The organism is Isoptericola halotolerans (assembly GCF_003003075.1).
In the GTDB taxonomy this organism is placed as follows: Bacteria; Actinomycetota; Actinomycetes; order Actinomycetales; family Cellulomonadaceae; genus Isoptericola; species Isoptericola halotolerans_A.
Map to the genome: position 1 here is coordinate 1 of NZ_PVTX01000003.1, position 24,707 is coordinate 24,707.

The following is a 24,707-nucleotide window of genomic DNA, read 5'->3' on the forward strand; positions in this document are numbered from 1 at the left end:
CTCACCTGGGACCAGGGCTGCGAGATGGCCACGCACAAGCAGTTCACGATCGCCACGAACGTGCCGGTCTACTTCTGCGACCCCCACTCACCCTGGCAGCGCGGGTCGAACGAGAACACCAACGGCCTGTTGCGCCAGTACTTCCCCAAGGGCATCGACCTCAAGGCCTACGGGCCCGAAGACCTTGAGCACGTCGCCCACGAGCTCAACGGCCGACCACGCAAGACGCTCGACTGGGATACCCCAGCCGAGCGTCTGCGTGATCTACTGACGGCCACATAGACCATCAGGTGTTGCGAGGACCCCTAGAAACCGCCACTGCGCGACGGGGCCTCGGTCGGTACGAGGTGGCGTCAGCCCACGCGGATGAACGTGGGGTTCGACTGCCAGATGCTGCGGAACTGGATCGTCTTGCCCGGACGCGGGGCGTCGATCTGCGTGTTGCCGCCGGCGTAGATGGCGATGTGGCCCGGGGACCAGATGAGGTCGCCCGGCTGCGCGGCGGACCGCGAGACGACGGTGCCCGAGTAGCGCTGGTCCGACGAGCTGCGCGGCAGCGAGACGCCGGCCTGCGCGAACACGTACTGCGTGAAGCCCGAGCAGTCGAAGCCGGACGGCGAGGTCCCACCGGAGACGTACGGGACGCCCACGTAGCGGGAGGCGATCGAGATGATCGTCGAGCCGTTGGCCGAGGCCGGGGCGGCCGACGTGGACGAGGACGAGGACGAGGAGGACGACGTCTCGCTGCTGGTGCTGGTGTCGACGGCGGTGCGCTCGGCCGAACGGGACGGCGCGACCTCGCGGACGGGCTCCGGCTCGGGCTCGGGGGCCGCCTTGATCTCGGCCGCCTCGGCGATCTTGGCCGTGACCTTCTCGACGGTGATCTTGGCGTCGGCGTCGACGGTGACCACGGGGGCCGCCTCGAGCGCCGTGCGCGCCTGGTCGGTCAGCGCGCCGAGGTCGACGGTGCTGAGCTTGTTGGCCGCGTCGTGGTCGACCGGGGCAGCCTGGGCAGCGGTGGCGCCACCGATGGTCGACACGAGCAGACCACCAGCGGTGGCCACGACGGCGGCCCGGCGGCCGGCAGCCGCGGACGGCGCGGCCAGCATGGGACGGCGTGCGGCACGGTGCTTGGCACGCGTGGTGCGAGCAGTCACGTTCAACCTCTCCTGTCGCCTACGAGGTCAGCTGTCGGGTTCGGGTGGGAGAAATCACCCGGCCCCCCAGGACTCTCGTCCTGGGCGACTTCACCCCAAGGACACCGTGTCGGTGCCCGAAAGTGGGTCCCCCGCTCCTGCCGGCGGTCATCCGTGGAAACCGAGGCGGCGGCAGGGTTAGGCGTCCGTCCCGGTACTCACCGGAGGATTCTCCCGCGAGCGTGTCCGACCGTACCCGAACCGGCGAGGGATGTCACGTTCCGATCACGGCATCGCGCGCGCCGCCCGGGAGCGCCCCGCAGAGCGCCCGCGAAGGCGCTCAGCGCGCCGCGACGAACAGGTGCTTGGCCAGGTCCTCGGGCAGCTCGAGCCCCTCGTCGGCACCCGACGCCTGCACGGCGTAGTAGTCGCCCAGCGACCGCGCCTCGATCCGCGCACCGGGGACGATCCCGACCTTGGCCAGCCGGGCGAGGAACTCGTCGTCGACCTGGACGGGCTCGGCGATGCGCTGCAGCACGATCGCCACCTCCTCGGAGCCACCGCGCAGGAACGCCGGCAGGGACTGCACACCCTCGAGGAACGGCACGTCCTCGTACTGCTCGCCCAGCTCCGACAGCCCGGGGATCGGGTTGCCGTAGGGGTCGTGGTGCGGGTGGTCGAGGAGCGTGACGAGGCGCCTCTCGACGAGGTCGCTCATCACGTGCTCCCAGCGGCACGCCTCGTTGTGGACGTGCTCCCAGTCCAGCTTGATGACGTCGGTGAGCAGCCGCTCGGCCAGCCGGTGCTTGCGCATGACCCGCGTCGCCTTCGACCGGCCGTCGTCGGTGAGCTCGAGGTGACGGTCGCCCGTGACGACCACGAGCCCGTCGCGCTCCATCCGCGCGATGGTCTGCGAGACCGTCGGTCCCGAGTGCCCGAGGCGCTCCGCGATCCGCGCGCGGAGCGGCGTGATGCCCTCCTCGCCCAGCTCGTAGATCGTCTTCAGGTACATCTCGGTGGTGTCGATCAGGTCGGTCACGTCCACTCCCGTCTTGAGGCCCGGGCCTAGTCTATTCGCACACGTCACCGATCCGACCTCCGCCCCCGTGCGGCCGGACACACCACGCGATCCACGGAGCCCCCATGACCCTGCAGATCCCCTCGTCGCTGCTGCCGTCGGACGGCCGGTTCGGCTCCGGCCCCTCGAAGGTCCGCACCGCGCAGGTCATGGCCCTCGGGACGGCCGGGGACCCGACCCGGCCGCTGCTGGGCACCTCGCACCGCCAGGCGGGGGTCAAGGACGTGGTCCGGCGCGTGCGCACGGGGCTCGCCGACCTCTTCGACCTCCCCGACGGTTACGAGGTGGTGCTCGGCAACGGTGGTTCGACGGCGTTCTGGGAGGTCGCGACGGCGTCCCTCGTCCGCGAGCGGGCCCAGCACGCGACGTTCGGCGAGTTCGGGGCGAAGTTCGCCGCGGCGACACGTCGTGCACCGTTCCTGGCGGACCCGGAGGTCGTCGAGGCCGCACCCGGGAGCGTCGCGTACCTGTCGCCGTCGGACGCCGTGGACGTCTATGCCACGCCGCACAACGAGACGTCCACGGGGGCGATGGCGCCGGTGCGCCGGCCTGCCGGCCGCGACCAGCTCCTCCTGACGGACGCGACGTCGGGCGCGGGCGCCCTGCCCGTCGACGTCCGCGAGACGGACGTGTACTACTTCGGCCCGCAGAAGGTCTTCGGGGCCGACGGCGGCCTGTGGCTCGCGCTGTGCAGCCCGGCCGCGCTCGAGCGCGCCGCGGAGGTGGAGTCGTCCGGGGGCGACCGGTGGGTGCCGGAGTTCCTGTCGTTGACGACGGCGCTGGAGAACTCGCGGCAGGACCAGACGCTGAACACCCCGGCGATCGGCACGCTGGTGATGCTCGCCGACCAGGTGGAGTGGATCCTCGGGCAGGGCGGGCTGGAGTGGTCGAGCGGGCGCTGCGCGGGGTCGGCGGCGACCCTCTACGGCTGGGCGGAGTCGCGCGAGTGGGCGACGCCGTTCGTCGCGGACCCGGCGGAACGGTCCACCGTGGTGGGGACGATCGACCTGGACCCCGCGATCGACGCGAGCGCCGTCGTCGGCCACCTGCGGGAGAACGGGGTGCTCGACGTGTTCCCCTACCGCAAGCTCGGACGCAACCAGATCCGGGTCGGGATGTTCCCCGCGGTCGAGCCCGCGGACGTGGCCGCTCTCACGGCGTGCGTAGATTACCTGGTCAACACCCTCGACTGACGCAGGACCGCCGATTTTTCACCCGCTCGCTGCTACGATTTCACCCGCTCCCTGCTAGCCTCCCCGGACAAACGTCACAAAACCGACGCCTGTCAGAGCAAAGGGGCTGCCATGCCGGAGATGGACCACTTCACGTACGGGATGCTCACGCCGTTGGCGGGCTACATCGCCTCCTTCATCGGCTGCCTGACGGGGCTGTCGGCCACATCCCGGGCGCGCGCCGCCACGGGCGCCGTCGCGAAGAGCATCTGGCTCGCCATCGGGGCCGTGTCGATCGGTGGCACCGGCGTGTGGGTCATGCACTTCATCGCCATGCTCGGGTTCACCGTGGACGGCATGCCGATCAGGTACGACGTGCCGTTGACCATCGTGTCCGCCCTGCTGGCGATGCTGGTCGTGGCGGTCGGCCTGTTCGTCGTCGGGTTCCTCGGCGACCGGCTCGTCTTCCTGCTCGGCGGCGGCCTGATCGTCGGCCTCGGCGTCGCGAGCATGCACTACATGGGCATGGCGGCGATGGTGATGAGCGGCGAGACCCACTACGACACCCTGCTGGTCGGGGTCTCGCTCGTGATCGCCGTCGTCGCCGGCACGGCTGCGCTGTGGCTGTGCGTCCACGTCAAGGGCTGGCTCCTGTCGACCGCGGCCGCGCTGGTGATGGCCGCGGCGGTGGCCGGCATGCACTACACGGGCATGGCCGCCATGCACATGACGGGCCCGATGGGCGAGGCGCCCGGGGGCACCTCGGCGATGGAGCTGCTCGGGCCGCTCATCGCGGGCGTGTTCCTCACGACGGTCGCGCTGATCTTCGTGGTCCTCATGTGGCCCACGGAGGACGAGATGCGCGAGCGCCAGGAGCTTGCCGAGCGCCTGCCGCTCCCCCAGGCCTGACCGGCGACCACCCGGCACCACGCCCGCCGGCACCCCGGCGCCCCGGCGCCGGGGGCCGACGCCGGCTCAGGCGGCGCGGGCGTGCTCCTGGTCCGCGGCGGGCGCATCGAGGTACACGACCTCGAGGTGCGGTCGGCGCAGCAGCCGGTAGCGCACCCTGAGCCGCCAGTTGCGCACGGCCCACACCGTGGCGCCGAGCGCGACGACGAGCGTGGCGATCGACCCGATGAGGATCGACCAGCGGGGCCCGAACACCTCGCCGACCCATCCGACGATCGGCGACCCGATCGGCGTCGCGCCGAGGAACACCATCATGTAGAGCGACATGACGCGCCCGCGCATCGCCGGGTCCGTCGAGGTCTGGATGGTGGAGTTGGCCGCCGTCATCATGGTCAGCGACGCGAGCCCGACGGGGATGCAGGCCACCACGAACGACGGGAACGTCGGCATGAGGGCCATCACCGCCGTCGCGACGGCGAACGCGAACGCCGCACCGATGACGAGCCGCACGCGCGGGCGGTCGCGCCGGGCCGCGAGCAGCGCACCCGTCAGCGACCCGATCGCCAGCACGGAGCCGAGCAGCCCGAACTCACCGGCGCCGCGCTCGAACTCGACACGCGCCATCATGGCCGAGGTGAGCTGGAAGTTGAGGCCGAACGTGGACACGACGGCCATCACCACCATGATCACCACGATGTCGCTGCGCCCGCGCACGTAGCGCAGACCCTCGCGGATCTGGCCCTTGCCGCGCGGGGCGGGCTCGCGGGCCCAGGTCGCCTCCGGTCGCATGAGCGCGACGGCGGCGATCGTGGCGGCGAAGGTGAGCCCGTTGATGACGAACACCCAGCCGGACCCGACGGCAGCGATCAGCAGCCCGGCCACGCCCGGCCCCACGAGCCGCGCCGCGTTGAAGGAGGCGGAGTTCAGCCCGACGGCGTTCGCGAGACGCTCGGGCGGCACCAGCTCGGCGACGAAGGTCTGCCGCACGGGGTTGTCGAACGCGGTGACGACGCCGAGCCCGAGCGCGAACGCGTACACCTGCCAGAGCTGGGCGTGCCCGGACAGGACGAGCACGCCGAGGCCGAGCGCGAGCACGCCCATCGCACCCTGGGTGACCATCAGGAGCCGACGGCGGGGCAACCGGTCGGCGAGCAGGCCCGCCCACGGCCCGAGCAGCAGCATCGGCAGGAACTGCAGGGCGGTGGTGATGCCGAGCGCGACGCCGGAGTCGTCGGTGAGGTCGGTGAGGACCAACCAGTCCTGGGCGACGCGCTGCATCCAGGTGCCGACGTTGGCGACCAGGGCGGCGCCGAACCAAAGGCGGTAGTTGGGGTAGCGCAGGGAGGAGAAGGTCGCGCTCATCCGGCCGCCACCCGCACGAGGATCTCGGTGGCGGCGGCGAGAGTGGCGCGCTCGTCGGCATCGAGCTCTTCCAGCCGGCAGGTGAGCCAGGCGTCCCGGCGACGGCGGGTCTCGGCGATCTCGTGGCGTCCGGCGTCGGTCAGGCGGACCACGACCTGGCGCTTGTCGGTGGGGTGGTCGATCTTGGCGACGAGGCCGAGCTCGGCGAGCGCCGTCACGGCCCGGGTCATGGCGGGCGGCCGGACGCGCTCGTGCTCGGCCAGGGCGCCGGGGCTCATCTCGCCGTGCCGGTCGAGGACGGCGAGAACGCCGAACTGCCCCTCGGGCAGGTCGGCCTCCCCACGCTGCGTGCGCAGGCGGCGGGCAGCGCGGGTGAGAGCGACGCGCAGGTCGCTGCTGAGCCGGGCGGGATCGTCGTTCACTGTTCTTACCTTAGGTCATTACCTGGCGACATCTTCTGTGAGATCCACCACGGCCAGAGGCCGGAAGAGGTGTCTGACCTCGGCCGGGGCCTACTACTGTGTGCGCCGTGCGCACCGAACTCACACTCGCAGACACCCTGAACACCCTCGGACTCCTCGGCGGCTCGACGCTGCCCCGCTTCGTCACCGACGTCGGCGGCCAGGGGGACGTCCTCGAAGTCGTCGCCGACGCCCGCTCCGTCAAGGGCCTTCCCGGTCCGCTCAAGCTGGCGACGAAGCTCGTCCCGGCCGTCCGCTCCAAGCTCCGCGTCGAGCAGTTCGACGGCGGCGTCGCCGTCCTCAGCGTCGATGCGTCGGCCGGCGGGCTGCCCGCCCACAAGATGCTCGGTCTGGCGAAGAACCGGATCGAGTCCGTCCTGGAGTCCAAGGGGCTCCCGGCCGGCTCCGTGGAGATCCGTCCCGACGCCCGCATCGCGCTGGACGTCCAGCGGCTGCTGGCCGCCCGCCACCCCGGCACGGTCGTCACGGGCATGACCTTCACCGACGGCCAGGTCGCCCTCGACACGGCCGCCTGACCCGCACCACCCCGCTCACGCGTTGTGGGCGCGATTTCTGGGTCCGAAACTCCGCCATAGCGGACAGAACGGACCAGAAATCGCGCCCACAACGTTTCGCACGGCCGCGGCGACCGGCGCTACTTCACCGTCGCGGGGAGGAGCTCCAGCTCCTCGCCGTGCTTCGCCAGGAACTCCTGCGCCTCGCCCTTCGAGATCGCCTTCGTCAGCTTGCCGAAGGGCTCCTCGTCCAGCACCACGATCGACTGCCCGTCGGCGGAGCGGCCGGTGCCCTCGTACGGCGCGGTCATGAACACCACGTCGTTCGTGGAGATCTCCCGCGCCTCGTCGAAGATCTCCCGCATCCGCGTGATCGACAGGGCGTCGTCGGTGGCGACGGAGTGGCTCACCTCGTCGAAGAACCGGGTCATCATCACCGGGTCGCGGCGGTTGTTGTTGATCTTGCCCAGGATGGCGCGCATCCAGTTCTGCTGGCGCTGCACCCGCCCGAAGTCGCCGTTGGACAGCCCGTAGCGCTGGCGGGTGTACGACAGCGCCTCCTCGCCGCTCATCATGTGCTTGCCGGCCTCGAAGAACACGTCGTCACCGTCGCCGATGTCCTCCGGCACGGTGATCTGCACGCCCTCCAGGGCGTCCGTCAGCCCGACGAACTGCTCGAACCCGGTCACCACGAAGTGGTGGATGCGCACGTCGGTGAGCTTCTCGACCGTGTCGATCATGAGGCTCGGCCCGCCGTAGGCGTAGGCGGCGTTGATCTTGGCGTGGCCGTGCCCGGGGATCTCCACCCACGAGTCACGCGGGATCGAGACCACCACGGCGGACGACCGGTCGGCCGGCAGGTGGACGAGCATGATGGCGTCGGGCCGCTGACCGGACTCGGTCAGGCTGGCGAGGCCGTCGGCCGACCCGCGCGAGTCCGACCCGAGCACGAGGAAGTTGATGTCGGTGAGCTCGGTGCCCTCCTCCGACGGCGCCGGCTCGGGGCGGTCCGTGAGCTCGGCGAAGGGGTCGCCCAGCTTCTCGACGTTCGCGTCCAGCCGCTGCTGGAACCACCAGATCCCCCCGAAGGCCGCACCGGCCAGGACCGCCACCAGCGTCACCACGACGACGAGCGCGCGAGCGGTGTTGCTCAGGCGGCGGGTGCCGCGGGCGTGACGGCGCGGCGGGGGCTCGTCGGGCATCCCGGGCACGAGCGGGCCGGACGAAGAGGGAGGAGTCACGGGGGAATCCTAGGTGCTCGGACCTGCTGATTCTCGTTCCGATGCGAAGGAGATGTGCCGAACTGGTGCCGATTGCCCCTAACATCTATGGGAGCGCGCCCGCCGGCGGCTTGCCGGACGGCGCGCCCACGATCCACTCGGGGGGCACGGGACATGCGCACGACGTCGGCCGCGCGACGACGGTTGCTGCTGGTCACCCACCACTACTACCCCGAGCGCGGTGCCCCCCAGCGCCGGTGGGACGCCCTGACGCCCCGGCTGATCGACGCCGGCGTGGACGTCTCGGTGCTCGCCCCGCCCCCGCACTATCCGGCAGGACGGCTCTTCGAGGACCGTGCGGAGTACCAGCCCGGGCGCCTGAGCCGCGGCCGCCACGGCGAGCGGATCGTGCGGACCACGTTCCGCGAGCACTCCTCGCGGCTGCGGTCCCGGTCGCTCGACCAGGCGGTCGTGGCGTGGAGCTCGATCTGCCTGGGTCTGCGCATCTTCCGTCATCCGAGCCTGCGGCCCGACGTCGTGGTGGGCACCGTGCCCGGCATCCCGTCCATGTTCGCCGCGTGGGTGCTGGCACGGGCGACGCGGGCCAAGTTCGTCGTCGAGATGCGCGACGCCTGGCCCGACCTCATCGAGCCGGCCGGACTCTTCCGCGCGGGCCGGACGACGAAGGCCCGGGTCCTGGGCCTCGCCCGCACGTTCGTGCACCGCGCCGTCAGCCGGCTGCAGGCGCGCGCCGACTCGGTGGTGACCACCACGGAGACGTTCGCCGAGGTGCTCCAGGGCCGCGGCGTCGACGACGTCGCGGTGGTGCGCAACGGCACCTCCTACACACCGGACGCGGCAGACCTGGCGTCCTCCGGCCTGGCGGTCCCCACGAGCCCCGCGGACCCGACAGGCCCCGCGCCCGACGGCGGCCCCCACCTCCTGCGGGACCGCCCGCTCCGCGTGGCGTACGCCGGGACGGTGGGCCGCGCGCAGGACCTCGGGACCGTGGTGCGGGCCGCGGCCGAGATGCGTCGCCGCGGCCGCGCGGTCGACGTGCGGATCGTGGGACCGGGCGCGGAGGTGGAGTCCCTGCAGCGGCTGGCCGCGGAACTCGGCGCACCGGTCACGTTCGGAGGACCGGTACCTGCCGAGGAGGTCCACGCCCTGTACCGGTGGGCGGACACCGTGCTGGTGTCGCTGCGTGACTGGCAGCCGCTGGAGTGGACCGTCCCGTCCAAGCTGTACGAGGTGATGGCCTCCGGCCGCCTCGTCACGGCCTGCGTCGCGGGCGAGGCCGCGGAGATCGTCGCCTCGACCGGCGCCGGCACGGTGGTGCTGCCGGGCGACGCCGCGATGCTCGCGGACGTCTGGAGCGGCTGGGTGCGCGACGGCGCCCTCCCCGAGGTGTCGCCCGCTGCGGCGGCGTGGGTCGCGGCGAACGCGGACGACGACGAGCTGGGCCGGCGGTACGTCCAGCTCGTCGACCACCTGATGGAGCCCGAGCAGCACGCCGCGAGCGCCGGGCACCTGGCCGCCGCGGCGGACGGCACGGGTTGTCCCACGTGCGAGATCAAGGCGGTGCCCGAGCCGCCCGAGCGGGCCGCGCCCTCGATCGGCGCCGTGCGCCCGTCCGGGGAGTCGGTCGCGTGACGCGGGTGTCCGAGCTCGCGCACAACGTCCGGTTCACCGCCTCCTACGTGGTCCACGCCCTGGCCACCGACCCCGCGTGGCTGGTGCTGCAGGCGTCGCGTCGGCTGCCCGCTCGGGTGAGTGCCGTCGTCGTCCCCGGGGTGGAGCGCCTGGTCGGGGACGGCACCGGCGGTGCGGCGGGGCGCCTGCGGGCGGCCTGGGCGGCCGGCGACGTGACGACGGTGCGCGATGCCGCGCCCCGGGGGCGCACGGGCCGCCGCGTGCGGGCGGCCCTGCTGGGGCAGGTCGCCACGCTGGAGCCCACGGGCACGGACCGGCCCACGAGCCCGGACCGCTCCGCGCGCCGCGCCGCGCCGAGCGCGCCCGTCGCGGTGCACCACCACCTGACCAACTCCCTGCCGCACACCCAGAGCGGGTACACGCTGCGCTCGCACGCGATCCTCACCGCGCAGCGGGCGGCGGGCCACCGCGTCACGGCGACCACCCGGGTGGGCTATCCCCTGACGATCGGCGCGCTCGGGGCGCGCCGCACCGACGTCGTCGACGGCGTGGGGTACGCGCGGCTGGTCCCCCGCTCGCTGCCGGCGGACCACGCCCGGCGGGCCGAGGACGGCACCGCGCTGCTGGCGGCCGAGCTGGAGCGGCACCGTCCCGACGTCGTGCACGCCACGACCCCGTGGACCACGGGTGCGGCCGCCCGGGCCGCCGCCGAGCGCGCCGGGCTGCCCTGGGTCTACGAGGTGCGGGGCCTGCCCGAGGAGACGTGGGCGGCCTCGCACGCCACCGCCGCGGCGCGCGAGGCCGCGACGCGCTCGGAGCGGTACGCGCTGGTGCGCGCCAAGGAGACGGAGCTCGCCCTGGCGGCCGACCACGTGGTGACGCTCAGCGCGACGATGCGCGACGAGCTCGTCGGGCGCGGCGTGCCCGCCGGCCGCATCACCGTGGTGCCGAACGCCGTCGACTCCGCGCTGCTCGACGCCACGGCCCCGACACCCGCCGAGGCCCGCGCCGCGCTGGGCCTGCGCACGGCGCCCCAGGTGGTCGGCACCGTCAGCTCGCTGGTCGGGTACGAGGGTCTCGACACGATCCTGCGCACGGTCGCCACCCTGCGCGACGGCGGCACGGACGTCTCGGCGCTGGTGGTCGGCGACGGCGTCGCCCGGCCCGGGCTGCTGCGGCTCGCCGCCGAGCTGGGGATCGCCGAGCACGTGCACCTGCCCGGCCGGGTCCCCCGCGACGTGGCCCGCACCTACCTCGCGGCGCTCGACGTCGTGCTGGTGCCCCGCCGCCCGGACCGGGTCACCGGGCTGGTGACGCCCCTGAAGCCGGTCGAGGCGATGGCCACGGGCCGGCCGGTGGTGGCGAGCGACCTGCCCGCGCTGCGCGAGGTGTGCTCCCCGCTCGACGGCGGCGCCCCGGCGGCGCTGCTCGTGCCGGCGGACGACCAGGTGGCCTGGGTCGACGCCGTCGGCGGCCTGCTGGGCGACGCCGCCCGGCAGGAGGCCCTCGTCGCGGCCGGCCGGGACGTGGCGGCCGAGCGGACCTGGTCGCGGCTCGTGGCACGTTACGACGACGCCTACGCGGCGGCGACCGGCACGCCCCTGACCGACGAGAACCGGAAGGACCGACGATGACCCGGACCCGACCCCGCGGGGCGCGCGTCGCTGCGCTCGTGGCCGCGGCCGCGCTGGCGCTGGGCGCCTGCTCGCCGAGCGCCGAGCCCGCTCCCGAGGCCGCGTCGACGCAGACCACGACGGAGGCGGTGGAACCGGCGGAGAAGTCGGCCGCGCCGTCCCCGTCGGCGTCGCCGGAGGTGGAGGACCCGCTCGGCGAGGGCACCCGCAACATGCTGCTCATCGGCACGGACTCGCGCGACGCCTCCTCGATGGGCGGCAACGCGGACATCATCATGCTCGCGCACGTGCCGGCGGACCGGGAGCAGCTCTACCTGGTCTCGTTCACGCGGGACATGCACGTGCCGATCCCGGGGATCGGCGAGGGGAAGATCAACTCGGCGTTCTCACGCGGGGGGACCCAGACGCTGGTCGACACGGTCTCGGAGCTGGTGGGCGGCCTCGAGATCGACTACACGATGCAGACGAACTTCAACGGGTTCATCAACCTCACGCGGGCCCTCGAGGGGTTCGAGGTGGACAACAAGCACCACTCGACGGTGACGGTGAACTCCACCGGGCGGGTCGTGGACTTCCCCGAGGGCCGCGTCACGCTGGAGAACACCGACGGGCTCATCTACGTGCGCGAGCGCAAACGGCTGCCCCTGGGCGACCTGGACCGCACCGAGCGCCAGCGCGCCGCGGTGATCGGGATGATGGACCGCATCGCGGAGCGCAGCGACGACCCGGCGTTCGTCGCCGAGCTGATCGCCCTGCTGTTCAACAACGTCAAGGTCACCGGCGACCTGGCCGTGGAGGACTTCGTGGACCTGGCGCCGATGGCCTCCGAGCTCGAGCGGGACGACGTGGTGAGCCTCATGTCGCCGATCACCGGGTTCGGCACCGTGGGCGGGGCGTCGGTGAACCTGGTGGACGAGGCGCAGACGGCGGACCTCGGCGAGGCGCTGCGCACGGACACGATGGACGAGTACGTCGAGGAGTACGGCACCGACTACGCGCCCTGAGCGCGCCCGCCCGTCGTCCCACACGAAGCGTTGTGGGTGCACGTTGGCACTCAAAATGCCCGATATGGGCGTTTATGCCTGTGCCCTCGAGCACCCACAACGCCCGGGTGTGGCGGGCGGGGTCAGGCGGCGGGGCGGGTACCCCACGCGACGAGCGCCGGTCCGCGCTGCGGCAGCGCCCGCTGGACCACGCGGAACGGCCACGTCGCCGCCGCGGTCGCCACGCCCTGGAGCGCCGACGACGGCTGGAACAGCCGCCCGGAGCGCGCGGTGCGCTCAGCCGTCGTCGTCCGGTCGTCCAGCCGACGGCGGGCCACCTGGTTGCGTACCGCCTCGAGTGCGTAGCCGAGCGGCGCGCCGTAGAGCCGCCCACCGACGTCGGCGAGCCCGGCCCCGGCGAGCAGCGCGCGCATCTGGGCGGGCTCGTAGCGCCGGTGGTGGCCGACGGCGGCGTCCATGGGGCCGTAGCGCGCCCGCCAGGCGGGGGTCGAGACGAGCACCAGGCCGCCCGGGCGCAGCAGCTCGACCCAGGAGGCGAGCGCGCCGGCGTCGTCCTCGAGGTGTTCGAGCACCTCGAACGCGCACACGACGTCGTACCCGCGGTCGGTGGGGCCCGGCCCGGCCGCGGAGCGGTCCAGCTCGTCGACCGATCCGTGCACGACCCGGCCTGGCAGGCCGGCGTCGGTCAGCCGTGCGGCGGCGACGTCCGCGCTGGCGCCGTCGAGCTCGACGCCGGTGTAGTCGTGCCCGGCGGCGGCGAGCCGGACGCCCACGGCGCCCTGCCCGCAGCCGACCTCGAGGACGCGGCGGGGCGCGGGCGGGAACTCACGCCGGACGACGTCCCAGCGCAGGGAGCCGAACAGGGTCAGGGGTGGGGCGGTGGTCACGCGTCCTCCGAGTGTCCGTGGTGCGGGTGCGGGTGCCGAGCATCAAGGTTCTGCCCGTTTTGACGAGCCATTCCGGGCTGAACCTCGACACTCGGCGCCCCGGGGGGCAGTGCCCCGGGCTGCGGCGGCCCGGGGGGCCGGCGCCCGTGGGCCACGATGCCCGTCCCGTGGCGGGGAAAGGCCCGCTGCAGCAGGCAGAACGGCCAGACCACCGCCGCGACCAGAGCACCCACGGCCCACGAGGTGGGCTGCAGGACCCGGCCGCTGCCCGCAGTCTGCCCGGCCAGGTCCACAGTGGCGCGCTCCCCCGCCCGACGGCGCGCCATCCGGTTGCGCACGGCCTCCAGCAGGTAGCCGATCGGGGCGTCGTAGAGGCGCACCTCGACATCGGTGAGCCCGGCGTCGACCAGGAGCTCGTGCAGCCGCTCCGGCTCGTAGCGGCGGTAGTGCCCGGCGAGGACGTCCCAGGGTCCGAACCGGTCCGGCCAGGCCGGCGTGGACAGCAGCAGCGTGCCGCCGGGCCGCACCCGGGCGACCCACGCGGCGAGCGCCGCGGCGTCGTCGTCGACGTGCTCGATCACCTCGAACGCGCACACGACGTCGAACCGCTCGTCCGCGTCGAGCACGGTGGTGTCCCCGTGCAGCACGCGGGCCCGGGGGGCGGCCTCGCGCAGGCACTCGACCGCCAGGGCCCAGGTGGTCTCGTCGAGCTCGACGGCGGTGTAGTCGTGCCGCTCGGCGATGCGGGCACCGACGGCGCCCCGGCCGCAGCCGACCTCGAGCACGGTCGCCCGCCGCCGCGGCAGCGCCCGGCGCACGACGTCCCAGCGCAGCCGTCCGCGCGGGGCGAGCGGCGGGAAGGGCGCGCGCCGCACGAGGACACCGACACCGGCGAACGCGAGGTCGGCCAGGGTCACCAGGACGCGGCTGACGAGGACGACGAGGAGCAGCTCGGCGTGGGGGACGGTGCCGGCCATGACCGCGAGCAGGACGAGCTCGCGCGCGCCGGCGCCGGCGGGGACCACCACGAGCAGGAACCCGACCACCCAGGCCAGCGCGTAGCCGCCGACGGCGAGGGCGAGAGTCCGCACGCCCGTCGCCATGCCGAGCCCGGTGGCGAGCAGCCACACCTGCACACCGGCGAGCACCCAGCCGAGCACCGCCCACGCGGCGGCGGCACCGAGGCCGGTCCACGAGAGCGGGCGGTCGAGGGGTGCCCGGCGGGCGAGCCGCAGGGCGACGCCGAGCAGCCGGTTGAGCACGGGCGGCAGCAGCAGGACGACGACGGCGGGCAGCAGCCAGAGGGTCCAGGCCCACGGCCCGAGGGCGTCGGCGGCGAGGAAGGGCAGCGCGACGACGCCGACCACCGCCCCGGAGACCACCCCGACGCCGGTCGCGACGGCGGTGGCGGTCATCGTGCGGCGGCGCGGCACCCCGTGGTCGGCACCGACCTCGGCGGCGGCGACGATGTTCCACACCCCGCCGGGCACGTACTTGCCGAGCTGGCTGATGCCGAACACGGAGACGGCGGAGCGCGCGTCGAGCCGCGAGCCGAGGTCGGCGAGCACGGCCCGCCAGGACAGCAGCGTGGCGCCCACGAAGAGCACGGAGAGCACGAGCGCCGCGCCCAGGCGTGCCGCGGACAGCGCGCGGGCGGCGTCCACCAGGTCGGCGCGCACGGCGACCACGGCGTAGACCGCCAGGCCGAGCGCCAGCACGAGGAACCCCCACCGCACCCAGCGTGAGCGCAGCACCGCGAGCAGCCGGGCGGTGCTCACGGCCGCACCCCGCGGGCGGTGAGCGCCGCGTCCAGGGGGCCGACGACGGCGCCCGGCCGGACGGCGTCGCGCGCGGCGGCCGCTCGGGCCCGGGCGGCGGCGAGCCGGTCGCGGTCGGTGAGCGCCAGGAGGCGGTCGGCGAGCGCGGCCGGGTCGGCGGGCGGCACGAGCTCGAGGTGCTCACCGAGCTGCCGGCGTTGCGGTGCGGTGTCGGAGGTGACGACGACGCAGCCGGCGGCGAGTCCCTGGAAGACCTTGTTGGGCACCACGCGCAGGCCTTTGGGGGTGTCGGAGAAGATGCCGAGGCAGACGTCGTGGCCGGCCACGAGGGCGGGCAGCGCCTCGGGCTCCACCCAGTCGAGCCAGCGGACCCCCGCGACGCCGTCGAGCACGGCGCGTGCGGCGGCGTAGTCCTGGCCGTGCCCCACCAGGGTGGCCTCGATCGGCCGGCCGGTCGCGGCGGCCCGGGGCAGGGCGTCGGCGAGCGCCTCGGCCATCACCGTGGCGCCCTGCAGCGGCGTGAAGAGGCCGTAGAACACGACGCGTAAGGGGCCCTGCCCGGCCGGGGTGCCGCCGTCGGGTACGGGGTGCGCGCGGAACCAGGCGTCCGGGGCGCCGACGGGGACGACGACGCCGCGGCTCGGGTCGGGCAGCATGGCGCGGTGCTCGTCGGTGTCGAGGACGACGACGTCGGCGCAGGCCAGCGCGAGCCGGTCCAGGCCCCGCAGCAGGGTCACGCGCAGGCCGGCGGCGCCGCGGTCCGTGGCGGTGTCGGCCGCGAAGACGAGATGGTCGAGCACCACGGTGGTGCGCGGGTGCAGCAGGCGGGCAAGGACCACGTCGAAGTGGCCGAGGTAGCCGACCAGCAGCGCGTCGGGGGCGCCGTGGGCGCGGCGGTGGGCGACGTCGTCGCGCACGAGCAGCGCCCAGCAGGCGAGCAGCCGCAGGAGCAGGAGCGGCAGGCGCCACGGCTGGCGGAGCATGCGGACCCGTTCGGCGGTGCTGAACCCCAGGGGGTGGTTGAGCTCAGCCACGGTGTGCCTGTGGGCGCGCAGCCCGGCGACGAGGATCCCGGCGCGCGGGTGGCGGGCGGCGTCGTAGGTGCCGAACGCGACGATCACTCGCTCCGCCCCCCGTCAGACGACTGGCCGGCACGCACCCGGCGGTAGGTGATGTTCGGACTGCGAGGACCTCCTCCCACGGCCTCGACGTCCCCCGCCTCCCGGAGTCGGCGAAGCCAGCGGGTCACGATCCCCGACGACAGCCCTGTGCGCTCCGTGATCTGGGCTCGAGACAGCTGTTCGGCACCGATGGCACGCAGGATCTCGGCACTTCTGTCGGCGCGCTGGCGCGGAGCATGTGAGGGCAGCGAGTGTCTTGCTGGTTGATCGACGAGGCTGCCGAGCGTCACGGTGAAGGTGGAGATCCGGTCGATCAGCTCCGGAGGGCGCATCCCGGCGTTCCGCAGGGCGGTGCGCATGTCACGGATGCCGGACCCTCGGTTCTCGCACACCGTGCCGAGGCCAGGCATCTCCACGTCTTCGAGGATCTTCATCAGTCGCGCGTTCCGTGCTGAGGACACGAGATCGTCCCCGCCAAGACGGTCGAGCCGGACCGGGCCGAACAGACCACCGGGATTTCTGACGACGATCCGGTCGGGGTACATCTCGACCTGCACCTGGGTCCCCCGGCTGGCGGGTGAGAGGTCACGGTGGGCAAGCGCGTTCGTGATCGCCTCGCGAAGCGCGATCTCCGGGTACTCCCACACATCGGTCCGGCCGGCCCCGGTGACGACTGCCCGCCGCGCCATGTTGGAACGGATCGCCGCCAGAGCGTCGCGCACCATCAGCGGGACAGGCCCTTCGACATGGGCGTTGTCCAGGAACCGGATGCCGTCGGCACCCGGGCCGTCCACCGAGGGGTACCGGACGAACGTGAGGGAGAGCTGGGGGAAGTGCTGCTGCGGGTAGGTCCCCAGCGCGAGCAGTCCAGCGAGCGTGGGACGGAGCCCGGTCTCCGTCGGGCCGACCACACCCGTTCGTCGCAGGACGGTCTCGTCGCTCGTGTCACCGAAGATGCGCGGTCGGTCCCGGCGGATCCTTGCGACGTACGCCCCGACGAGCTCGGGATCCAGGTCGTCGAGATCGGCCGACACGACCGGCTGCTCATCGTCGACCGGTTGGCCGCGCGCGGCCAGCATCAGCTGGACCTCGTAGCTCGTCAGGTGCTGATCACCGTCGCTCACCCGGACGAAGCTCCCTCGATTCATCCCCGCGCCCTTGTAGTACGACGGGCGCTGTGCGGCGTCCAGCTCCGGGATCTCGGCGACGACGAGCTGCTGGCCCTCGAACGTGTGGGTCGCGACGAGGGGGCGGACCGGGGGTTCCATCTCCTGCGCACACAGCGAGGCGAGATCGGCGCGGATCTTTGCTGGTTCGTCGACCCCGGTCGCCTCGAAACCGCCCTTCTCGTCCAGGCCCAGGACGAGCACCCCACCGTGGGCGTTCTGGAAGGCCGACACCGTCTCCCGAACGCTCTTCGGCAGTGCGGTGCGCGCAGCCTTCGCCTCGACGTCGGCGGTGTCGTCACCGACGGCGCGAAGTCGCGCGACGATGCCCTCGAGCTCATCGCCGGTCACGACACCGACCTGACCCGCATCATCGTCAACATCGTCATCAACATCTTCATTAGCATAGTCGTTAACTTCGTCGTTGTGGCGCCAACGATGATGCTGTCTCAGCGGCCGTCATCGCCCCGCCCGTACTGCAACGTCTTGAGCCGCTCGAGCGAGTCCTCGAGCAGCGTGCGGTTGGTGCGCAGCAGGTCGGCGAGGACCAGCAGGGCCAGGCAGAGCAGCGTGCCGACGAGCATCGCGCCGGCGAACACCAGCGACTGCACGTGCCCCTCGCCCTCACCCTGGGCGAAGAACACGAGGAACCGCACGGCGGGGATCGCGGACGCCAGGAAGAACAGCCCCGCGAGGGTAAGGAACACCAGGTGCGGGCGGAACATGATCCAGCTGCGCACGATGGCGCGCGCCGAGCGCCCCATGTGCTGCCAGATGTTGCGGAACAGCCGCGACTCGCGCGTCTTGGGGTTGGTGGTCACCGGCACGGAGACGATGCGCAGGCCCTTGTTGCCCGCCTGGATGATGGTCTCCATCGTGTAGCTGAACTGGGTGACCACGTTGAGCCGCAGCAGCGCGTGGCGCGAGTAGGCGCGGAACCCGCTCGCGGCGTCGGGCAGCCGGGCTCTGGCGGCGGCGCTGACCACGCGGCTGCCGACGCGCTGCATGCGCTTCTTGAACGGGGAGAAGTGCTCGATGGTGGCGGTCTGGCGGTCCCCGACCACCACGTCGGCGTCACCGGTGACGATCGGCGCGACGAGGTCGGCGATGCGCTCGGACGGGTACTGGTTGTCGCCGTCGGTGTTGACCACCACGTCGGCGCCGTGGGCGAGCGCGTGGTCGACGCCGTCCCGGAACGAGCGCGCCAGCCCCATGGTGCGGTTGTGGCGGATCACGTGCTCGACGCCGAGGTTCCGGGCGACCTCCGCGGTGCCGTCCGTGGAGCCGTCGTCGATCACCAGGACCTCGACCTGGTCGAACCCGGGCACCTCGCGCGGGATGGTGGCCAGCACGAGCGGCAGGGTCGTGGCCTCGTCGAGGCACGGGATCTGGACGACGAGCTTCATCGAGGCCCTTCGGTGGGAACGACGGCGGCGCTGGCGGTCGGCGCGGAGGCGCTGACCTGCGCGAGTCTAGCCACGGGAGGCCGCACCGGGCGGGACCCAGCCGGGCCTGTTCTGCGACGCCGTCGACCCCTGGCTACCCGTCACACGTTCCCGCGCCAGTTGGAACGCGCGGCGCACCCGCTCGACGCCGTCGTCGGCGCCGGGAACGGACGCCACGATGTCGGGCCGGCCGCGGAGCGCACCTAGCGCATGCCCCAGGTAGTCAAGGTCGCGCTTCGTCGCGTTCCGCACCCCGTCCGCGGCGCGAGCGATGACAGCAAGAGTCGCGAAGTCGATCAGGTGGCGGTCCCGGCCCACGTCCAGTGCCACGGTGCTGGCCGCCGCCTTGGCGACCAGGGCGCCGAGCATGCTCGGCCGGTTGACGACCCCCTGGTGGTCGCCCGCACGCATCTCGACGGCCTCGCTGCGGTCGAGCGCCTGTTGGGCGGCCGGGGTCTCGAGCGTCGTCGCGTTGGTGATCCCGGTGCGGCTCGCAGCGCGGGCGCCGACATGCCGCGGGATCATCACGTCGATGGTCGCATCACCCGCCTTCCACCGGTGCTGGTGCCCTTGCGGCGAGGTGCCGGTGGGCCGGAAGCCCCGCTGGTACAGCTGTGCGGTGAAGTCGCGCAGGACCTGGCCGTTGGCGCGGACGTCCAGCACGGCGTCCAGGTCGTCGGTCGCTCGCGTCGGGAAAGCCCCTCGTTCGGCACAGTGCAGCAGCACCATCTGACCGCCGACGATCGTCCAGTCGTCCGGCATGGCCATCTGGAGGTCGAAGAGCAGTCCCCATGCGCGTTCGAGCTCAGCGCTGGACCGGGGCAGCACGATCACGGGAGAGCACCTCCTCCATGAGCTGTTGCGCCACGGCGTACTCCCGACCTGGACCGTGCTCGACGAGGTCGGCGACGGTGGCGAGCAACGGCAGGGGCGGTTCAGGCATCAGCGGGGCCTCGTGAAGGACGACGTTGCCCGGTCGCGAGCCTGCCTCGACGAGCTCGTGATCGGCCATCACCTCGTCGAGCTCGTCAGCGTGCACATATCCCTCGAAGAAGCCCGGTGCCGAGATCTTGGCGCGCGGATCGCTGACCCCTGACGGCACGAGACGGCGGTCGTCGAGCGGCAGCTGCACGGCGGTGCGCAGCTCGAGACGTTCAGCTCGCCGGGAGAGCCATGACGCGGCGAGCCGCGCGGACTCCGGGTCGTCAGCCAGGCGCGAGAGCTGCTTGCGCAGGCGGTGACGGTCATGAGCGTCGAGCCATCCGGGCGAGCGGCCCGCCGAGAGCTCGAGCAGCCCCCAGGCGGTCCGTCGAGCCATGGGGCGAGTCACCGGCGGGACCCGACGTACCGAACGAGGCTCCACGAGCCACTGGTTGCCGACCTTCCGCGCCGAGATCGCTCCCGACGCGGCCAGCTGGCGCACCCGCACGGGACTGACACCCATGAGGTCCGCGGCCTGCGCCACGCTGATCTCCGACATGACACAAGCCTATCGCCATCGAAAGACTAGTTTCCATAGTTGAGCAAGAGAAGCCCAGCCGACGTCGCGGAAAGTCAGGCATCAGGCCGTGATGCGTGAGGTTTCACGACGTCGCCCCGACCCGCGCCCGCCGCAGCCGGCCACCGCGCCGCGGCCACCACCGCGCTCACCATCCCGACACCCGCGACGACCAGCACGAGCGCGATCACCGGCCCGGTCAGCGGGCTCCACGCCGCCCAGCGCTCCCACGCGGCACCCACCGGCTCCCCCGGCCCGCGGTACATGGCCACGAACGCCCACACCAGGCCCGAGACCGCCGCCAGCACGGCCAGCACGGTGACGACCGGAACGGCCACGGCCACCGCCCGCTCCCGACGGCGGCACACCTGCCACACGGCCACGGCCAGCAGCGCCGCGAGCGCCGTCAGCCCGCCGAACACGTACCGGCCCTGCAGGGCGACGAGCACTCCCGTCTCCGACCAGCTCCGGACCGCGTTGACGATCACCGCGCCGGCCAGCCCGACGGGCAGCAGCGCGATCACCAGCGAGCCGCGGCGCGCCCCGGGCACGACGACGGCGATCAGCGTGGCGCCGATCAGCAGCGCCGAGCCGGCCGCCACCAGGTCACCGGGCAGCCGCACCTCCAGCCAGGACAGGTTGCCGAAGAACGCCTGGGCGGTGCGGCCGACCGCGTCGGAGAGCACGTCCTCGCGGGGCACCGGCGTCATCCCCGAGTAGTCGCGCGGCAGCCCGACCGGCTGCACGGCCCCGTAGACGATCCAGTTGCGCGCCCACCACCAGCCGCCGACGACGAAGGCGAGCGCCAGGGCGGCGAGCCCGCGCACGCTCCGGGCCGCCGTCGTCGGCCCCGCTCGTGGGCTGCGCGGGCCGGGGGCGAGCAGGTAGGCGAGCGCCACCGTGGGGATGGCGAACGCGAGCATCACCTTGGTGAGCAGGCCGATGCCCAGGGCGAGGCCGATGGCCGCGGCGACGCGCCAGCGCAGGTCCCCGGTGACCACGCGGGCGGCGAGGTAGGTGACCACGGCGCCGGTGAGCACCACGAGGGCGTCGTTGTTCGCCGAGCCGAGGATGTGCCCCACCTGCGGGATCAGCATCGGGAACGGCGCGGCGACCAGGCCCGCCGCGCGGGAGCCGGTGAGACGGCGCGCGGTGGCGGCGGCGAGCGGGACGGTGGCGGCGAACAGGGCGACGTCGAGCAGCCGCAGGGTCAGCAGCGCCACGTCCCAGCGGGCGTCGGCCGTGCCGGTGGCGTGCAGCACCGCCGCGCCCAGGGCGTAGTAGGCGGGCGGGTGCTGCGTCATCTGGTCCACGGTGGCGCTGGTGCCCGGGGCGGGCAGGGCGTTGTCCGTGCTGATGCGCACGCGCTCGTCCGCGGGCACGGGTGTGAGCTCGACGAACTGCGTCGCGTGCTCCCGGTACCGCCAGCGGCCGGGCAGGTCTGCGGGGTAGGCGGCCTCGGCGACGGCCTGGTCCGTGACGGGCGCGAAGTGCGCTGCCCCCGGCTCGGGCCAGCCGCCGCCGTAGGCGATCCGGACCACGCTGTTGAGGTGGTTCTGCTCGTCCGGCGAGCGGAACCCGGGGGTCAGCACGGCCCAGGCCACGGCCCACAGGGCCACGGCGATCGTCAGGACGGCGAGGGTGCGGCGGTAGGCACGCTCGCACGGCGGCGTGTCACGCGTCACAGGGACAGTGTGCCAGTGACGGGCGTGCGCAGCCGCCAGGGCCCCCGGATGCGACGAGACGGCCTCCGGGCCACGGTCGGAAGAACAGCAGCACCACGAGGGAGGAGAGCTCAGATGACGGACTTCGCGGGACCTGAGGGACCGATCCGGCACGTGACGGAGGGCATGCGCGTCGTGGACGTCGAGGGCGAGACGGTCGGCAAGGTCGAGGCCGTGCGCATGGGCGACGCCGGCGCCACCACCTCGAGCGGCCAGGGCATGGACTCCGGCGCAGACGACCCGCTGTCCCTGCTGGCTGACGCCTTCGGCGCGGGCACCCAGCTCGACGAGCACACACAGGAGCGCCTGCTGCGGATCGGGTTCCTCCGCGTCGACGCCAAGGGCGTGTTCACCGGCGACCGGTACGTCGAGGCCGACCAGATCGCCGACGTCGTCGACGACGAGGTCCGCCTGTCCGTGCCGAAGGACCGGCTGGCGGGCTGAGTCTCGTCATCGCCGCACCGCGGTGCGGGCAGCCGCTCGGGCGGCGGCGATCGTCGCGGCTCGCGGCGGGTGCGCTGCCGCCGCCGCGGCGTCGGCGAGGAGTTGGCGCTGCACGGGCGAGGGGCCCGGCGTGCGCCGCGGGGGCGGCGCCGTCTTCCTCCGCCAGGAGGGGAAGGGCCGCCGTCCTGTCAGGTTGGGAGCGCCGCCCGGCCGGGATGCCCGACGGCGGGTGCGAGCGTCCTTGGCGCGTCGCGCGGCAGGCAGCAGGGCCACCAACGCGCGCTTGGTGACCGCGAGGAGCGACGCGACCCCGCGCAGCCCCTGCCGTGCACCGCGGCGGACCATCACGACGAGGCCGGCGTCCTGCAGCCACGTGCGTGCCCGGATGATGGTGCGGACGGACAGCCCGGCCCGCTCGGCCGCTTGGGCGTCGGTGACCTCGGCGATGCCGGAGCGGGCGTCGGCGATCCGGGCGAGCGCCAGGAGGTAGGAGCGCACGCTCTGCGGGGCGTCGCGCAGGTCGCCCCAGCCCGCGGCGGCGAGGGCGTCGATGAGGCGCCACAGGGGCGCACGGGAGTTGAGTCGCACCGGCGGCGGGGGTGCCGGGGGCGCGCTGATATCGTCGGCGCTAGCCATCTGGAGAGCTCCACTCTCTCTAGGTGGTCAGGCCTCGTCTGGTGTTGGTAGCACCTGGCGGGGCCGTTTTCGGTTGTGGTGGCCGTCACCGTAGCGCACGGCTGCTTTGGCGTGGCAAGTCGACGAGTCGTACGTCAAGGACGCGTTCTTCTGTTTGGGCGCGCTGCTCGTCGACACTGACGCCGCTTGCTCCATCGAGAAGGGCCTGGACGAGCTGGTCACGACGTACGCGTCGCAGTCCGGCCTCTCGAGCGAAGCAGAACTTCACGGGTACGAGCTCTTCCATGGGAAGGGCGACTGGGCAAAGCTCGCGATGCGGCAACAGATCAACGTGTACGACCGCGCGCTCCGGATCATCGGCGGATCAGGAGCCAAGATCCTGTTCCGAGGCATGGACGTCAAGGCTCAGATCGCACGCTACGTAGATCCGTTCCCGCCCCACGACATCACTCTCGGGCACCTGCTGGAGAGCATCAACGAAGCCTGCCGGGCGGACAACGAGTACGCGGTCGTGGTCGCCGACGAGGTCCACGCTCAGGACCGTCATCGGACGAATTTCCGGGACTACCGGCGAACAGGAACACCCGGATATCAGAGCAGCACTCTGCCGAATGTGATCGACACGATCCACTTCGGCCCTTCCGCCCACAGTCGCCTGCTCCAGGCGATCGATCTAGCAACCTTCGTCTACCGGCGCCGCTGCACTGTCCGGGAGACGAACCCGAAGGCCCGTTTCGCGTTGGACCGAATGTGGGGGCACATCGAAGCCGCAGTCCGGGTTCAGTGGGTCTGGCGGCCGTAGCCAGAAGCACGAAGACCCCGCACGTGGCGGGGTCTAAGGCGGTGCGGGAGGCCTTTCGGCGTCCTGCGTCATTCAGGTTACACCGACGGGCCCACCGCTACTACCCCAGCGACACCGACACTCGGATCACGTTGCACCCCGTTGCCCGGCGATGATCGCCGAGCTGGTCGGCGACGAGACGTGACATCATCCCGTCTATGCGCGGCATCATCCTGGCCGGCGGTTCCGGCACACGGTTGCACCCGATCACGCTCGGTGTGAGCAAGCAGCTCGTGCCGGTCTTCGACAAGCCGATGATCTACTACCCGCTGTCGACGCTGATGCTGGCGGGCCTGCGCGACATCCTGGTAATCACCACGCCGCACGACGCGGAGCAGTTCCGGCGCCTGCTCGGTGACGGCTCCCAGTTCGGCATCTCGATCGAGTACGCGGTCCAGGTCGAGCCGAACGGGCTGGCGCAGGCGTTCGTGCTGGGCGAGGAATTCATCGGGGACGACTCGGCCGCGCTCGTGCTGGGCGACAACATCTTCTACGGCCAGGGCCTGGGTGACCAGCTCCAACGCTTCTCGGACGTGGACGGCGGTTCGATCTTCGCCTACCGGGTGGCGGAGCCCTCGGCGTACGGCGTGGTCGAGTTCGACGACGCCGGGCACGCCATCTCGCTCGAGGAGAAGCCTCTCGTGCCGAAGTCCAACTACGCGGTGCCCGGCCTCTACTTCTACGACAACGACGTCGTCGAGATCGCCAAGAACATCCGGCCCTCGGCCCGCGGCGAGTACGAGATCACCGACGTCAACCGTGCCTACCTGGCCGAGGGCAAGCTGCACGTCGAGGTGCTGCCCCGCGGGACGGCGTGGCTGGACACCGGCACGTTCGACTCGCTCCTCGAGGCGGGTGACTTCGTGCGGACCATCGAGCAGCGGCAGGGCCTGAAGATCGGCTCGCCGGAGGAGGTCGCCTGGCGGCGGGGCTTCCTGTCCGACGACGACCTCCGCGTGCGCGCCGAGAAGCTCGTGAAGTCCGGCTACGGCAGCTACCTGCTCGGCCTGCTCGACGACTGAC

Annotated in this window: 24 protein-coding genes and 1 riboswitch; of the genes, 10 read left to right on the plus strand and 14 right to left on the minus strand. The window is 72.8% G+C overall.

The window, feature by feature from the left end; translation table 11 throughout:
* Positions 1-282 (plus strand): IS30 family transposase (locus BCL65_RS05460; RefSeq protein ID WP_146137213.1); only part of this gene is annotated, 282 nt, incomplete at its 5' end.
* A gap of 71 nt (positions 283-353) precedes the next feature.
* Here the strand turns inward: BCL65_RS05460 and BCL65_RS05465 are convergent.
* Together BCL65_RS05465 and BCL65_RS05470 are read right to left on the minus strand one after the other, a co-directional pair.
* On the minus strand, positions 354-1,157 hold the full coding sequence (locus tag BCL65_RS05465) for a C40 family peptidase (protein WP_106265992.1): 804 nt from the start codon (positions 1,155-1,157) through the stop codon (positions 354-356).
* Between the two features lie 2 nt (positions 1,158-1,159).
* A riboswitch (cyclic di-AMP (ydaO/yuaA leader) is annotated at positions 1,160-1,313 on the minus strand.
* Between the two features lie 163 nt (positions 1,314-1,476).
* Positions 1,477-2,175: a metal-dependent transcriptional regulator gene (locus tag BCL65_RS05470; RefSeq protein ID WP_106266432.1), complete on the minus strand. Its 699-nt coding sequence runs from the start codon at positions 2,173-2,175 to the stop codon at positions 1,477-1,479.
* Between the two features lie 104 nt (positions 2,176-2,279).
* Here BCL65_RS05470 and serC point away from each other — a divergent pair, with 104 nt between their 5' ends.
* Both serC and BCL65_RS05480 read left to right on the plus strand, forming a co-directional pair.
* On the plus strand, positions 2,280-3,407 hold the full coding sequence (gene serC, locus BCL65_RS05475) for a phosphoserine transaminase (RefSeq protein ID WP_106265994.1): 1,128 nt from the start codon (positions 2,280-2,282) through the stop codon (positions 3,405-3,407).
* Between the two features lie 111 nt (positions 3,408-3,518).
* Positions 3,519-4,295 (plus strand): MHYT domain-containing protein, encoded by a 777-nt coding sequence (locus tag BCL65_RS05480; RefSeq protein ID WP_106265996.1) that lies wholly within the window; start codon positions 3,519-3,521, stop codon positions 4,293-4,295.
* A gap of 66 nt (positions 4,296-4,361) precedes the next feature.
* Here BCL65_RS05480 and BCL65_RS05485 read toward each other — a convergent pair whose 3' ends face one another.
* Positions 4,362-5,657 (minus strand): MFS transporter, encoded by a 1,296-nt coding sequence (locus tag BCL65_RS05485; protein WP_106265998.1) that lies wholly within the window; start codon positions 5,655-5,657, stop codon positions 4,362-4,364.
* Complete coding sequence (locus BCL65_RS05490; protein ID WP_106266000.1) at positions 5,654-6,079, minus strand: MarR family winged helix-turn-helix transcriptional regulator; 426 nt, start codon at positions 6,077-6,079, stop codon at positions 5,654-5,656. Before BCL65_RS05490 ends, BCL65_RS05485 begins: the two co-directional genes overlap by 4 nt.
* 107 nt (positions 6,080-6,186) lie before the next feature.
* Here BCL65_RS05490 and BCL65_RS05495 point away from each other — a divergent pair, with 107 nt between their 5' ends.
* Positions 6,187-6,654, plus strand: a complete 468-nt coding sequence (locus BCL65_RS05495; protein ID WP_125206485.1) for a hypothetical protein — start codon at positions 6,187-6,189, stop codon at positions 6,652-6,654.
* Between the two features lie 119 nt (positions 6,655-6,773).
* Here BCL65_RS05495 and BCL65_RS05500 read toward each other — a convergent pair whose 3' ends face one another.
* Positions 6,774-7,874 carry an LCP family protein gene (locus tag BCL65_RS05500; RefSeq protein WP_243400821.1) on the minus strand — a complete coding sequence of 367 codons (1,101 nt, stop codon included), beginning with the start codon at positions 7,872-7,874 and terminating at the stop codon, positions 6,774-6,776.
* Between the two features lie 153 nt (positions 7,875-8,027).
* On the opposite strand from BCL65_RS05500, the gene BCL65_RS05505 reads away from it, so the two are divergent.
* From BCL65_RS05505 to BCL65_RS05515, 3 genes are read left to right on the plus strand one after another with little or no spacing between them, the layout of a single operon-like run.
* The gene (locus BCL65_RS05505; RefSeq protein WP_165799950.1) at positions 8,028-9,506 is read left to right on the plus strand and encodes a glycosyltransferase family 4 protein; all 1,479 of its coding nucleotides are present in this window, start codon (positions 8,028-8,030) and stop codon (positions 9,504-9,506) included.
* A complete protein-coding gene (locus BCL65_RS05510; protein ID WP_125206486.1) occupies positions 9,503-11,140 on the plus strand; it encodes a glycosyltransferase in 1,638 nt (545 codons plus the stop codon). The genes BCL65_RS05505 and BCL65_RS05510 overlap by 4 nt, the downstream gene beginning before the upstream one ends.
* Positions 11,137-12,144 (plus strand): LCP family protein, encoded by a 1,008-nt coding sequence (locus tag BCL65_RS05515; RefSeq protein ID WP_106266007.1) that lies wholly within the window; start codon positions 11,137-11,139, stop codon positions 12,142-12,144. The genes BCL65_RS05510 and BCL65_RS05515 overlap by 4 nt, the downstream gene beginning before the upstream one ends.
* A gap of 122 nt (positions 12,145-12,266) precedes the next feature.
* On the opposite strand, the gene BCL65_RS05520 is transcribed toward BCL65_RS05515, so the two are convergent.
* The 8 genes from BCL65_RS05520 to BCL65_RS05555 all read right to left on the minus strand — a co-directional run bounded on the left by BCL65_RS05520 (position 12,267) and on the right by BCL65_RS05555 (position 21,724).
* On the minus strand, positions 12,267-13,031 hold the full coding sequence (locus BCL65_RS05520) for a class I SAM-dependent methyltransferase (RefSeq protein ID WP_106266009.1): 765 nt from the start codon (positions 13,029-13,031) through the stop codon (positions 12,267-12,269).
* The gene (locus tag BCL65_RS18280; RefSeq protein WP_243400822.1) at positions 13,028-14,809 is read right to left on the minus strand and encodes a methyltransferase domain-containing protein; all 1,782 of its coding nucleotides are present in this window, start codon (positions 14,807-14,809) and stop codon (positions 13,028-13,030) included. The genes BCL65_RS05520 and BCL65_RS18280 overlap by 4 nt, the downstream gene beginning before the upstream one ends.
* Positions 14,806-15,930 (minus strand): glycosyltransferase, encoded by a 1,125-nt coding sequence (locus BCL65_RS05530; protein ID WP_106266010.1) that lies wholly within the window; start codon positions 15,928-15,930, stop codon positions 14,806-14,808. The genes BCL65_RS18280 and BCL65_RS05530 overlap by 4 nt, the downstream gene beginning before the upstream one ends.
* Positions 15,927-17,447, minus strand: coding sequence for an ATP-binding protein (locus tag BCL65_RS05535; protein WP_106266012.1), 1,521 nt, complete (start codon positions 17,445-17,447; stop codon positions 15,927-15,929). The genes BCL65_RS05530 and BCL65_RS05535 overlap by 4 nt, the downstream gene beginning before the upstream one ends.
* Before the next feature lie 98 nt (positions 17,448-17,545).
* Complete coding sequence (locus BCL65_RS05540; protein WP_106266014.1) at positions 17,546-18,502, minus strand: glycosyltransferase family 2 protein; 957 nt, start codon at positions 18,500-18,502, stop codon at positions 17,546-17,548.
* A gap of 66 nt (positions 18,503-18,568) precedes the next feature.
* Positions 18,569-19,375 (minus strand): hypothetical protein, encoded by an 807-nt coding sequence (locus BCL65_RS05545; RefSeq protein ID WP_106266015.1) that lies wholly within the window; start codon positions 19,373-19,375, stop codon positions 18,569-18,571.
* Positions 19,347-20,021, minus strand: coding sequence for a helix-turn-helix domain-containing protein (locus BCL65_RS05550; protein WP_106266017.1), 675 nt, complete (start codon positions 20,019-20,021; stop codon positions 19,347-19,349). Before BCL65_RS05550 ends, BCL65_RS05545 begins: the two co-directional genes overlap by 29 nt.
* Before the next feature lie 74 nt (positions 20,022-20,095).
* Positions 20,096-21,724, minus strand: coding sequence for a DUF2142 domain-containing protein (locus BCL65_RS05555; protein WP_106266019.1), 1,629 nt, complete (start codon positions 21,722-21,724; stop codon positions 20,096-20,098).
* A 114-nt stretch (positions 21,725-21,838) separates the two neighbouring features.
* Between BCL65_RS05555 and BCL65_RS05560 the strand changes: the two genes are divergently transcribed.
* Positions 21,839-22,207 carry a hypothetical protein gene (locus BCL65_RS05560; RefSeq protein ID WP_106266021.1) on the plus strand — a complete coding sequence of 123 codons (369 nt, stop codon included), beginning with the start codon at positions 21,839-21,841 and terminating at the stop codon, positions 22,205-22,207.
* A gap of 6 nt (positions 22,208-22,213) precedes the next feature.
* Here the strand turns inward: BCL65_RS05560 and BCL65_RS05565 are convergent, their stop codons facing one another.
* The gene (locus BCL65_RS05565) at positions 22,214-22,843 is read right to left on the minus strand and encodes a hypothetical protein (RefSeq protein WP_125206487.1); all 630 of its coding nucleotides are present in this window, start codon (positions 22,841-22,843) and stop codon (positions 22,214-22,216) included.
* A gap of 106 nt (positions 22,844-22,949) precedes the next feature.
* On the opposite strand from BCL65_RS05565, the gene BCL65_RS05570 reads away from it, so the two are divergent.
* Positions 22,950-23,645 (plus strand): DUF3800 domain-containing protein, encoded by a 696-nt coding sequence (locus BCL65_RS05570; protein ID WP_106266024.1) that lies wholly within the window; start codon positions 22,950-22,952, stop codon positions 23,643-23,645.
* 197 nt (positions 23,646-23,842) lie between these two features.
* Positions 23,843-24,706 (plus strand): glucose-1-phosphate thymidylyltransferase RfbA, encoded by an 864-nt coding sequence (rfbA, locus tag BCL65_RS05575; RefSeq protein ID WP_106266026.1) that lies wholly within the window; start codon positions 23,843-23,845, stop codon positions 24,704-24,706.
* The last annotated feature ends 1 nt before the right edge of the window (position 24,707 follow it).

Excerpts from the sequence above, each read along its gene's own strand:
- serC (WP_106265994.1), top strand. The coding sequence starts at position 2,280 with ATGACCCTGCAGATCCCCTCGTCGCTGCTGCCGTCGGACGGCCGGTTC.
- BCL65_RS05480 (WP_106265996.1), top strand. The coding sequence starts at position 3,519 with ATGCCGGAGATGGACCACTTCACGTACGGGATGCTCACGCCGTTGGCG.
- BCL65_RS05485 (WP_106265998.1), bottom strand. The coding sequence starts at position 5,657 with ATGAGCGCGACCTTCTCCTCCCTGCGCTACCCCAACTACCGCCTTTGG.
- BCL65_RS05505 (WP_165799950.1), top strand. The coding sequence starts at position 8,028 with ATGCGCACGACGTCGGCCGCGCGACGACGGTTGCTGCTGGTCACCCAC.
- BCL65_RS05515 (WP_106266007.1), top strand. The coding sequence starts at position 11,137 with ATGACCCGGACCCGACCCCGCGGGGCGCGCGTCGCTGCGCTCGTGGCC.
- BCL65_RS05540 (WP_106266014.1), bottom strand. The coding sequence starts at position 18,502 with ATGAAGCTCGTCGTCCAGATCCCGTGCCTCGACGAGGCCACGACCCTG.
- BCL65_RS05550 (WP_106266017.1), bottom strand. The coding sequence starts at position 20,021 with ATGTCGGAGATCAGCGTGGCGCAGGCCGCGGACCTCATGGGTGTCAGT.
- BCL65_RS05560 (WP_106266021.1), top strand. The coding sequence starts at position 21,839 with ATGACGGACTTCGCGGGACCTGAGGGACCGATCCGGCACGTGACGGAG.
- BCL65_RS05565 (WP_125206487.1), bottom strand. The coding sequence starts at position 22,843 with ATGGCTAGCGCCGACGATATCAGCGCGCCCCCGGCACCCCCGCCGCCG.
- rfbA (WP_106266026.1), top strand. The coding sequence starts at position 23,843 with ATGCGCGGCATCATCCTGGCCGGCGGTTCCGGCACACGGTTGCACCCG.